The 11,130-nt window shown below is 34.6% G+C and carries 10 protein-coding genes and 2 tRNA genes; 3 read left to right on the forward strand and 9 right to left on the reverse strand.

The genetic code is table 11. The features are described 5' to 3' along the window. Positions 1-105: 105 nt before the first annotated feature. From ERL59_RS08480 to ERL59_RS08500, 5 genes are all read right to left on the reverse strand, one after another. On the reverse strand, positions 106-669 hold the full coding sequence (locus ERL59_RS08480) for a 4Fe-4S dicluster domain-containing protein (RefSeq protein WP_160645777.1): 564 nt from the start codon (positions 667-669) through the stop codon (positions 106-108). Between the two features lie 11 nt (positions 670-680). Further along, the gene (locus ERL59_RS08485) at positions 681-2,831 is read right to left on the reverse strand and encodes a molybdopterin oxidoreductase family protein (RefSeq protein WP_160645778.1); all 2,151 of its coding nucleotides are present in this window, start codon (positions 2,829-2,831) and stop codon (positions 681-683) included. After that, positions 2,818-3,858 carry a hypothetical protein gene (locus ERL59_RS08490; RefSeq protein WP_407925695.1) on the reverse strand — a complete coding sequence of 347 codons (1,041 nt, stop codon included), beginning with the start codon at positions 3,856-3,858 and terminating at the stop codon, positions 2,818-2,820. Before ERL59_RS08490 ends, ERL59_RS08485 begins: the two co-directional genes overlap by 14 nt. Positions 3,859-3,896: 38 nt before the next feature. Further along, positions 3,897-4,409 carry a GAF domain-containing protein gene (locus ERL59_RS08495; RefSeq protein ID WP_160645780.1) on the reverse strand — a complete coding sequence of 171 codons (513 nt, stop codon included), beginning with the start codon at positions 4,407-4,409 and terminating at the stop codon, positions 3,897-3,899. A 101-nt stretch (positions 4,410-4,510) separates the two neighbouring features. Next, entirely contained in the window at positions 4,511-5,815 is a 1,305-nt protein-coding gene (locus ERL59_RS08500) for a NarK family nitrate/nitrite MFS transporter (protein ID WP_160645781.1), read from the reverse strand. 264 nt (positions 5,816-6,079) lie between these two features. Here ERL59_RS08500 and ERL59_RS08505 point away from each other — a divergent pair, with 264 nt between their 5' ends. The 3 genes from ERL59_RS08505 to ERL59_RS08515 all read left to right on the forward strand — a co-directional run bounded on the left by ERL59_RS08505 (position 6,080) and on the right by ERL59_RS08515 (position 7,822). Then, the gene (locus tag ERL59_RS08505; RefSeq protein ID WP_160645782.1) at positions 6,080-6,406 is read left to right on the forward strand and encodes a YbjQ family protein; all 327 of its coding nucleotides are present in this window, start codon (positions 6,080-6,082) and stop codon (positions 6,404-6,406) included. Continuing rightward, positions 6,406-6,651, forward strand: coding sequence for a hypothetical protein (locus ERL59_RS08510; protein ID WP_160645783.1), 246 nt, complete (start codon positions 6,406-6,408; stop codon positions 6,649-6,651). Before ERL59_RS08505 ends, ERL59_RS08510 begins: the two co-directional genes overlap by 1 nt. Before the next feature lie 211 nt (positions 6,652-6,862). Continuing rightward, a complete protein-coding gene (locus ERL59_RS08515; protein ID WP_160645784.1) occupies positions 6,863-7,822 on the forward strand; it encodes a DUF4349 domain-containing protein in 960 nt (319 codons plus the stop codon). Between the two features lie 60 nt (positions 7,823-7,882). On the opposite strand, the gene ERL59_RS08520 is transcribed toward ERL59_RS08515, so the two are convergent. From ERL59_RS08520 to ERL59_RS08535, 4 genes are all read right to left on the reverse strand, one after another. Next, complete coding sequence (locus ERL59_RS08520) at positions 7,883-8,908, reverse strand: cytochrome d ubiquinol oxidase subunit II (RefSeq protein WP_160645785.1); 1,026 nt, start codon at positions 8,906-8,908, stop codon at positions 7,883-7,885. Positions 8,909-8,929: 21 nt separating this feature from the next. Then, on the reverse strand, positions 8,930-10,246 hold the full coding sequence (locus tag ERL59_RS08525) for a cytochrome ubiquinol oxidase subunit I (protein WP_160645786.1): 1,317 nt from the start codon (positions 10,244-10,246) through the stop codon (positions 8,930-8,932). A 613-nt stretch (positions 10,247-10,859) separates the two neighbouring features. Next, positions 10,860-10,936: transfer RNA gene (locus ERL59_RS08530), tRNA-Asp, on the reverse strand. 9 nt (positions 10,937-10,945) lie between these two features. Beyond that, positions 10,946-11,022, reverse strand: a tRNA-Met gene (locus ERL59_RS08535). Between the last annotated feature and the right edge of the window lie 108 nt (positions 11,023-11,130).

An 11,130-nucleotide genomic window follows, 5' to 3' on the forward strand; every position in this document is an offset into this window, starting at 1 on the left:
CTTATGAGCCCCGAATTCTACCTAACATCCATGTGTCTAACGTAGGATCAGCACGTCTTGTGCTGAAAAGTTAGATGTTTGTTTTGCTTCACTTTTTGGGGTAAACTAAAATAGTTTTTCTTTACCTTCTAATATACCCGGCAAACTAACATGTACATTCGTTTTATTTTCTAAATATGGATCTTCCATGCTGGCCATCATTCCATTACTTAATCTAAATTGACTTTTCTTCACTGCTAACTCTTCTTCTGTTACCCATTGTAAAGTATTCGTAGGACAAACACTTGCACACATAGGTGGAATTCCATCCTTTGTACGATCTATACATAAATCACATTTATACATTAAATTTTGCTCCACATCAAATTTTGGAATTCCATATGGGCAGGCTATAGTACAATTTTGACAACCTAGACATTTTTCCGTCATTGCTGATAAAACTGCTCCTGTCTCATGCACTTGAATGGCTTGAACTGGACAACTTCTTGCACATGGTGGATTTTCGCAGTGTAAACACATCATAGGCATCGTTTGACGATCTACAAACGGATTTACATCGATGACATAATTTCGATTTCTTTGTTCATGCCCACCACACTGTGTACAACCGGCAAGGCACGAACGACAACCAATACAATTTTCTAGTTCAATATATAAAACTTTTTTCATTTGTTCACACCTCACAGTTTTTCAATTTGAGCTGCACATACTTTAAATTCAGGCATACGAGACATCGGATCTAAAGCTGCGTTCGTTAATAGATTGATAGATTGTTCATGACCGAAATGATATGGAACAAAGACAGTATCTTTTCGAATAGCTTCCGTTATTTTCACTTTATAATTTGCTTCTCCACGTCTTGTAAACAAACGGATAATTTGATCATGTTCAATCTGATACTTTTTAGCCAATTCTGGATGAACTTCTACATAAGGTTCAGGACACATATCTTTCAAAAATGGTATTCTTCTAGTCTGATTTCCTGATAAATAATGATATACTACCCTTCCAGTTGTTAATCTAAGCGGATATTGTTCATTAGGCTCTTCTGCCGGTGGTCTGTATGGAAGCGCACAAATTTTGGCTTTCCCATCAGGATGATAAAATTTCTTATCTAAAAACATGTGTGGGGTTCCATCAACATTCTCTTCATTACATGGCCAAAAAACTCCATTTTGTTTTTCGATTTTTTCCCACGTTGCCCCTGAATAGTCTGCATTCCCACCCTTGGTTGCTAATCTAAATTCATCTGCTACATCTTTTGCCGTTTTTAAATGTTCAAAATATTTCCCTTTTCCATAACGTTTTGCAATTTCAATTTGTATCTCCCAGTCCGTTTTACACTCACCTAGTGGTTTCTGGGCCCTATTGATTTTAATGATTCTTCCTTCTAAATTTGTAACCGTTCCTTCATCCTCGGCCCAAGTCGTTGTTGGCAAGACAACATCTGCAAATTCAGCAGATTCAGATAAATAGAAATCGGAGCAAACCATAAAATCTAAATTTTTCATCGCATTTTTCACAAAATTTAAATTTGGAGCAGATACAGCTGGATTTGAACATAATAAATACATCCCACGAATCTCTTTTTTATCCATTAATTCAAATAATTCATAAGCTGAAACCCCAGGTCCAGGCATTTCCTCTGGTTTAATTCCCCACACTTCACACACTTCTTTTACATGCTGAGGATTCGTAATTTTTCTATATCCAGGAAGCAAATCTGATTTTTGACCATGTTCTCTTCCACCCTGTCCATTGCCTTGCCCAGTAAATGTCGCCACACCTGATTTAGGCCTTCCAATTTTACCTGAGACTAAAGCCATATTAATATAAGCTGAAACGTTATCTACACCTTTAGATTGTTGCTCAACTCCTCTAGCAAACATAACAATAGCATTTGGTGCTTTTCCATAAATCTCTGCGGCTCTGATTAATTTTTCAGGGCTTACACCTGTTATTTCACTAGTATATTCTGGAGTAAACAACGCTACTAATTCTTTTGTTTCTTCAAATCCATTGGTATGTTGTTTAATAAATTCTTCATCAACACGACCATTTTTGATTAATAAATGCACCATACAATTCGCTAATGCCAAGTCTGTTCCTGGTCTAAGGTCCAAATGAAGATCAGCACGTCTAGCAATCGGTGTCTCTCTGGGATCAACAACAATTAAATATCCTCCACGATTCTGTACTTCCCAAACTCGATACATGGATGTTGGGTGACATTCTGCGGTATTACTACCAGCAATAAATAAACAGTCTGTTTGATGCAAGTCTGTCCAAGGTAAACTGGAACCTCGATCAACCCCTAGTGATCTTAAAGAACCTCCTGCAGCACTCGCCATACAAAATCGACCATTATAATCAATATATTTAGTTTTTAAGGCAACTCTAGCAAATTTACCTGTTAAGTAACATTTTTCATTCGTCATTGATACACCGCTATATACAGATAAGGTGTCATCACCATGTTTCCCCTGCAATGCTTTAAAGTTTTTTACAATAAGATCAAGAGCCTCATCCCAACTAGCTTCACGAAATCCCTCTTTCGTTCCTTTTTTAGAAGCATCATCACGAATTAATGGTTTTAAAAGGCGATCTTTATGATTTGTTTGTTGATATGCAGTAACTCCTTTAGGACACATTTTACCTTCTGTTACAGGCCACTCATAGCGAGGTTCAACGCCGATGATCTTATTCGTTTTTGTATTTACACGAAGATTCATCCCACACTGCATGCCGCAATAACTACAATGTGTTTTAATTAATTCTTCATTTGGATGATTGACATTCGAAATCTCTTTTAAAGCTTTAACCTCTTGCATCCTGATTCGCCTCCTTTGCTTTTGTTAAATGAGTTTTTACACCACTAAATTTTGAAATCCGATAATTTCTTCTACAAGGTAAACATAATTCGGCTAAGTGGAAACCTTCTTCTTTTTTAAATTCAATCGCATTTTGATTTAATACATCTATGACATCTTTAGATTGTTCAGTAGATACAAATTCATTACTACAAACTTTACATTTTTTCATGGACTGATTACCATAATACTCTCTATAATTTTTAACATAGACCCCTAACGGTCGCATCGGAATATGAGCAAGTTTTCCAAATGGCAAATATATTAAGGTGACGATTACAGAAAATTGGTGAATCAGTGATAATTCAGGTTGGATAAAACCTTTGAAAAACACGTTACTTACTGTTAGCAATAATCCTGAAATACTTATAAATAGAAGCATATATAAAGGCATAAAGTCAAAAACAACGGTTTGTTCAGCTCTTGCTTGCATATTTTTTAAACGTCTATATATCGCCATACTTGCACCAGTAATAACCATAATCGCAGTAATGTTTAATGAGTTATAAAATAAAAACGCTAAAAATCCATCCGCACTAATTTTCATCAAATTGAGTCCCATAAAAACAACAGTATAAAAACCGTTGTCATCCATCGTAAAATACATCCAACCAAATACGAGTGGGAAAGTGACCAAACAAGAAATAATAACTCCCCAGCCCATCATCATATGTTGAAACCATCTATACAAACCTCTATTCCAAATAAAACGTTGAAGAGCAATATCATTTGTAGTTGTTTTAGCGGTTCGCTTTCTAAAAATTAATTTTTTTCCTTTTTTGATCATTAATTTAGCAGGCGGTCTTTCACTCCAGCTTAAAAAACGATAGAATAGCCCGATTAAAAATACTAATGTTCCCACCATGTAACCATATAAATTTAAATCCATGTGAGTAAACATTCTAGATCCAACGAACGTTAAAATAAATATAATAAGTATTGTAAAAAACATATGCATCGCAAATCTAGAAACAAATGCTCGTTCGATGGAGGGTTGTCTTTGATTTACTTTAGTATTCATTTAGTTTAACCTCCTAACTTTCTATTTGTTTTATTTGAATTTGGTTTTCTAAGTGATTGAAATATTTCCCTATCGTTTGAGTTATAATTTTGAATCATAGAACCCAACTGTTCCGCTATGCTCTCTAATAATTCAATGGTTTGTTTATCAAAATCTCTTAGGATCCTGCTACCTATCATCAAGACTCCAGCAACAGCGTTTTTCAATGTAACAGGTACAGCGGCAACAGCTTCTAAACTTTCAGCGAGTAATATGGGATATTCGCGTAAATCGATTAACTTTTTATCATATTGTGAATCAAATATAACAGGGCGACCATGCTTTATGACCTGCCCAGCAATTCCTTTTCCTGGACGAAGTTTTATTCGTTTATAACGGTCGTTTCGATTACCTGAAACATATTTCCAACGAATGATATACTCTTGATGATCTAAAATTGCAAATCCTGCAAAATCACTTGAGCTTAGTAAACGAATACCTTCTAAATGTTTCTCAATTTCTGGTTGCAAGCTGCCCATTTTCAAAAACCTCCTTCCTTATGAACCTAAGTGAGGGGAGAATTCCCTCACTTAAGTTTAATCTTTTATAGTAACTCATTAGATCAGGGAATTCCCCCACCCTAACATTTGATTTCAGCATTTTTTCTAGAATACCAGTACCATGTTACAAACAAACTTATCACGTAGTAAGCAATAAAAGCATATAAAGCTGTATTTGGAGAACCGGTTGCAGAAATAGATGTACCAAATGCTTTAGGTATAAAGAAAGCACCATAAGCTGCAATTGCTGATGTGAAACCTAACACTGGAGCAGCTTCTTTAGGTTCAAATATAACTGGGATCATTCGGAACGTAGAACCATTTGCTACACCTGTAGTTATAAATAAGATCATAAACATAATGAAGAATCCCCAGAAGTTATCGGTATTTAAGAAGAAAACAACACCACTAGTTGCTATGATCATGACAATAACATCCCAAAATGTAACACGAGCACCACCCAATTTATCAGACAGCCAACCCCCTACAGGGCGAATCAGTGCTCCAACTAAAGGACCAAGGAAAGCAAATTGCAATGGATTTACTTCTGGAAATTGTGTTTTGATTAATAATGGAAATGCTGCGGAATAACCAATAAAAGAACCGAAACACATCGTATATAACCAACTCATAATCCAAGTATGTTTTCTTTTAAAAACGACAGCCTGTTCTCTGAAAGAAGCTTGAGCTGAAGCTAAGTTATTCATTCCAAAAAAGGCCACGATACAAGTGATTACAATAGGTATAACCCATACGTAAGCCGCATTTTGCATCCATACTTCTCTTGTTCCGCTGTCTGTAACCATCGTTTGAGATTCTCCACCAAAGACTCCAAACATACTTAGTCCTATTACCACAGGTACTAAAAATTGAACTACACTTACACCTAAGTTACCTAATCCTGCATTTAATCCTAATGCTGCTCCCTTTACCTCTTTTGGATAAAAGAAACTGATATTTGCCATTGAAGAAGCAAAGTTACCTCCTCCAAATCCACATAATGCAGATAAAATAGCCATTGTCATAAAAGAAGTTGTAGGATCTTGAACTGCCATCCCTATACCAATAGCTGGAATTAGTAATGACGCTGTTGTTATAATCGTCCAGTTTCTACCTCCAAATATAGGAACCATAAAACTATAAAATACTCTCAATGTTGCACCTACTAAACCAGGTAAAGCAGCTAAAGTAAATAATTGATTGTCTGTGAAATTAAAACCAATACTGTTTAAGTTAACTGCTACTGCGGACCATACCATCCACACACAAAATGCTAATAATAAAGCTGGAATTGATATCCATAAATTTCTGGTCGCTACACTTTTTCCCGATTGTGTCCAGAAAGTTTTATTTTCTGGTTCCCATTTTTTGATTGTACTCTGCATCCTAATCTCCTCCAGATCTTATAATTAAGAAAGAATTAATTTATACTTTTATTGTAGTTCTAAAGGTAAAATAAGTAATTCGGGGAACTCCCTGAAAAGGTGTAATAAAAACCCCTATTTCCAAATAAAAAAACATTTAATCAATTAATAAACTGGAAAGAATAATTTGAAACACAATACAGAATATAATCGTATAAATAGTAAAAAATTATTTGTTCGTACTTTTATAAAAGATTTAAAAAATGAAATGAGGAGGCAAATAACATGATTGTTGTAACAACAGAAAATATAAAAGGTTATCATGTAAAGGAGACAAAGGGTCCTGTATTTGGGATTGTTGTACGTGCAAGGGGAATTGGAAATGATATTGTCGCAGGTTTACGTTCATTGGTTGGAGGTGAAATAAAAGAATATACAGTATTACTAGAGGATTCAAGAAAACAAGCCATTGATCGTATGGTTGAAAATGCAAATTTAATGGGTGCTAATGCTATTATCATGATGCGTTTTGATTCTGGTTCAAGTGGACAATTAAGTGAGGTTGCTGCTTATGGCACCGCCGTCATTGTTGAAAAGGTAGCTGATAAATAATGGATACTTCTTTCTATCTTTTTGCTTTTGCACCGATTTTTATTATTATTGGAGCACTCCTTCTTCAACCCCTTTTAGACAGAAGAGCGGATGATAAAGATGGTGATAAAATTCCACCTGGTTATGAAGAAACAGATGAAATTTTCATTGATCCCATTTCCAAAGAACGTAAACAAGTTTATTATAATTCAAAAAATGGAGATCGGTATTACAGGATTATTAAAAAACCAAGAAATAATGATTGATTCATTAGATAAAATACTATCCACATATCATAATGATTCATGTATTTCATAGCAATGAATGAACCCAGAAAATGAAACTTTATTTAGTTTTATTTTCTGGGTTCTTTTTAACTTTATGAATTAAAAAATATTCATAAACATTAATAAACGAATCTAATGATGAAACATTTTATAATTTAGCTACGTCCTATATAAAAAGGGGGAAATATAGATGAAAAAGATATTGATGTTTATTTTAGTGATTGGAGTAGTTTCACTACTACTTGTTTCTTGTAGCAGTGATGAAAGTAAAGGGGAGGATGCTTCATATAACTTCGCTGAAGAAGCAGCCACTGAGGAACCTTTAGATTTATACGGCACTGATGGATATGCTCTCAGTGATGAAGATGCATCTAAAGTGCCATATGAAACTGACCTAACTGTTACTTTTAGCTCCAACGAATCTTCTAATCAAGTACAATCAGAATCTATTCAAGAAAATACACAAAGAATGATTATTTACAATGCTGATCTATCTATTGATGTAGAGGACTATTTACAAACTCAACAAAAAATAGAACAAATTTTATTACATATGGATGGATATATCGTAAATTCATCTGTAAATAGACATTCTGAACAAAATATAAGTGCTCATCTAGATGTAAGAATTCCTCAAGCTCAATTCACTACATTTTTGGAAGAAGTTGAAGCTCTAAGTATAAAAGTGACGAATCGGAATATATCTGGAAGAGATGTAACTGAAGAATATGTTGATTTAGAGTCACGTATGAAATCAAAAGAAATTGTTGAAGAAAGACTTTTAGGGTTTATGGAAAGTGCGGATAAAACGGAAGATTTATTGAAAATATCAAATGATTTGGCTAGAATTCAAGAGGAAATTGAACAAATAAAAGGCAGAATGATTTATTTGCAAAATCATAGCGCATTAGCAAGTGTATCCATTTCCATTAATGAAGAGAAAATCATTGTTCCTGAATTTAATAATGAAGATCTAAATGTTTTGGCTAAAACCAAAGAACAATTTGTAAACTCTTTAAACGGATTAATAAACTTCTTCTCAAATTTATTTATTCTCTTGGTAGGTAATTCACCTGTTTTAATCATTTTAGGACTAATGATAGTGGCTGTAGTCTTTTTCATTCGCAGATACAGAAACAAAAAGGAATGATTGATAAAACAGTAAAATATTATAGGGAACTCAGATATTATAGAGTTCCCTTTTTATTTTTTATGTATGTTTCAAATATCTTTTATCTTTCAAAAACATTTTCCAAAAAACATAAAAACCAGGTGTTAAGACGATAAATCCTACAATGTAAACAACAAACAAAGCTCTAAAAGTGTTAGGATCAGTAAACCCGATTCTTAACGTCATATCAGGATAAATAATATAAGGTAAATGTGCTTTTCCATAAGCATATCCTGCTATAAAATACTGTAATATTACAAACAATACAGCTCCTCTTGGTTGACCCTTTACTTTTTTACCTGGAATCCACAAAAAAATGTATCCTATAATAAAAGTGATCACTGAAAGCAATAACCAAATTTTTTCTGACATCATATTCTCAAATAGCCAATTCGCCTCTTCTCGCATTGTTAATAGAATAAGAAATGCCATTATAAGTGATATAGGTCCGATTACAATGGCTTTTGTACGATAAATTTGGTAAGTTTTTGTTTCTTCAGCTACATTTGAATAGTCAGCTAATAAGAGTGAAGATAAGAATAATGTACTTGTAATTCCAAAACCTATGAATGTGTAAACACTCCCACTAGTTATCAGTTCACTAAATAATAACTGTTCGGTTCCATTAGAACCATCGATAAATCCTCCTTGTGTAATAGGTAAAATACTGATGAGTAATGCAGGAATTAATATCCCACTAATACCTGATATAATGTAAAGTAAAGATTTGTATTTATTATATGCCGTGTGTGAGAAAACAAGAAAAGCACTGCGAATTGCTAACAACAAAATGATAAGACTTCCTGGAATTAATAATGCACTCCCAATTTTAAAAGCCGCTGTAGGAAAAAACGTAACCAAGCCAACTACGATTAAAACGATGAACACATTTGTAACTTCCCACGAAGGTGACAAATAGCGATTTGCTATATCTGTAGCTTTAAGATGAGGTTTTTTTAGATAAATCATAGACCAAAATCCAGCACCAAAATCAATTGAGGCTGCTACAGAATATATAAACACAAACATCCATAATAACGTTATAGCTAATATTTCATCACTCATAATACTTTATCCTTTCATGTATTATATTTCCTTAGAAACAGGATGTCTTTTAAAATAATAGTAAAGTACTAAGACCACAGAAATTAATAATATCAGATAGACAATTCCAAACATGATAAATAAAGATCCAATCCCACCAGTTTTAGTTACTGCATCCTCAGTTAACATTACTCTATATATAACCCAAGGTTGCCTACCTGTACATGCAAAAATCCAACCAAATTCAATACCACACATAGCAAGAGGACCCGTAGCAATAAATAACCACATCATCCATTTTGGAAAAGACTTTTTCCTCATGAGATCATGCCATATAAATCCGATAATCGATAATCCAAGTAAAAGAAATCCAATACCAACCATAGCATTAAACAAAGTATGTACAAATAAAGGTGGCCACTCTTCTTCCGGATAATCATTTAACCCTATAACAACCTCATCAAATCTATTATTAGCTAAAAAACTTAACAACCAAGGAATTTCAATTCCCCATTTAACCTCCTTTGATTCTCGATCTGTATATCCTCCTATCGCTAAAGGTGCATAGGCTTGTGTTTCAAATAATCCTTCTGCAGCTGCTAGCTTTTCGGGTTGATATTTATGAAGCAGTTGTGCTGAATCATGTCCATTCAGTGCAGTTAACAATGAAAAGAAGCCTCCTGTTATCAGTGCAAGCATTAAAGCTTTTCTATGAAAATGATACACATTTGTTAATCCTTTTTCACGTAACATTTTAAAAGCTGCAATAGATGCAATTGTAAATGCACCAGTCATAAATGCTGTTACTGCAACATGCCCTCCCGTAACAAAGAAACTAGGGTTAAAAAAAGCAGCCCAAGGGTCAATATCAACAATCTCTCCATTTACAATTCTAAAACCAGCCGGAGTTCCTTCAAATGCATGAACATTCGTAATTAAAACCGCTGAAGCACACGCTCCCAAAGTAACAAGAGATAAACTAATGATTCTCATTGAAGCAGATAATCGGTCTTGGGCATAAACATATATTGACATAAACAATGCTTCTAACAAAAAGGCAAAAATTTCAATTTGAAAAGGCAGAGCTATGACTTTACCTACAACTTCCATAAATCCTGGCCATAAAAGTGTCAATTGAACTCCTGCAATGGTTCCTGTAGGAATACCTACTCCTAGTAATACTGCAAACCCTTTTGTCCATCTTTGAGCCATCACAGCATAATGTTTATCTTTCGTAACTTGATACGTAATTTCTGAAATAAGTGAAAGCAATGGAATACCTACCCCTAGGGTTGCAAATATGATATGAAATCCCATAGTCGTTCCAAATAAAGACCTAGCTAAAATCAATTCATCCATTTACATGTTGATCCTTTCTATATTTGAACAAATAACAATCATATTTTTCCATAAAATAGATGAAATATACAAACATATATGAAGAAGAATCATATCCGTTCTACACAACAAAAAAAGAACCTTAGTTTCTTTGGTTCTTATTTTAATGGCGGAGCTGACTGTATATACCCCAAAAAGTGGAGTACATCGTAGTGATTCCCAGTTCATGGATGAACTGGTGTCGGAATTGACACATGGAAGTGGCAGTTTATGATCGACTGATTACTTTCCGGGGACCCCTTAGCCTTATATTTTTAATGATTGCGATGTATTCCTTCGAAGCTTATGCTTCGACGGACCGACTGGGTTCTTCATTCCCTATTTGTACCAATAAAAAAAAGAACCTTCATTCCTTGGTTCTTGTATTTGTGGCGGAGCTGACTGTATATACCCCAAAAAGTGAAGTTTATGATTCTATGTATTTTCCGAATACTTTCCGGGGACCCCTTAGCCTTATATTGTTAATGATTGCGATGTATTCCTTCGAAGCTTATGCTTCGACGAACCCACTGGGTTCTTCATCCCTATTTGTACCAATAAAAAAAGAACCTTCATTCCTTGGTTCTTGTATTAGTGGCGGAGCTGACGGGATTCGAACCCGCGATCTCCTGCGTGACAGGCAGGCATGTTAGGCCTCTACACCACAGCTCCATATTAAATTGGTTGCGGGGGCAGGATTTGAACCTACGACCTTCGGGTTATGAGCCCGACGAGCTACCAGACTGCTCCACCCCGCGTCATTATGTATAGTGCTCCCTGAAAACTAGATGCGAAACAAAGAATGATAAATGGAATTATTCGTTATTACTGGGCCCCGAAAAAGTACTCGGATTTACCTGCGAAGG

Source organism: Chengkuizengella marina (genome assembly GCF_009910845.1).
Lineage (GTDB): Bacteria > Bacillota > Bacilli > Paenibacillales > KCTC-33759 > Chengkuizengella > Chengkuizengella marina.

What these genes read in the sequence shown, in the direction of transcription:
- ERL59_RS08495 (WP_160645780.1), bottom strand. Translation starts at nt 4,409, where the DNA reads ATGGGCAGCTTGCAACCAGAAATTGAGAAACATTTAGAAGGTATTCGT.
- ERL59_RS08505 (WP_160645782.1), top strand. Translation starts at nt 6,080, where the DNA reads ATGATTGTTGTAACAACAGAAAATATAAAAGGTTATCATGTAAAGGAG.
- ERL59_RS08520 (WP_160645785.1), bottom strand. Translation starts at nt 8,908, where the DNA reads ATGAGTGATGAAATATTAGCTATAACGTTATTATGGATGTTTGTGTTT.
- ERL59_RS08480 (WP_160645777.1), bottom strand. Translation starts at nt 669, where the DNA reads ATGAAAAAAGTTTTATATATTGAACTAGAAAATTGTATTGGTTGTCGT.
- ERL59_RS08485 (WP_160645778.1), bottom strand. Translation starts at nt 2,831, where the DNA reads ATGCAAGAGGTTAAAGCTTTAAAAGAGATTTCGAATGTCAATCATCCA.
- ERL59_RS08510 (WP_160645783.1), top strand. Translation starts at nt 6,406, where the DNA reads ATGGATACTTCTTTCTATCTTTTTGCTTTTGCACCGATTTTTATTATT.
- ERL59_RS08515 (WP_160645784.1), top strand. Translation starts at nt 6,863, where the DNA reads ATGAAAAAGATATTGATGTTTATTTTAGTGATTGGAGTAGTTTCACTA.
- ERL59_RS08500 (WP_160645781.1), bottom strand. Translation starts at nt 5,815, where the DNA reads ATGCAGAGTACAATCAAAAAATGGGAACCAGAAAATAAAACTTTCTGG.
- ERL59_RS08525 (WP_160645786.1), bottom strand. Translation starts at nt 10,246, where the DNA reads ATGGATGAATTGATTTTAGCTAGGTCTTTATTTGGAACGACTATGGGA.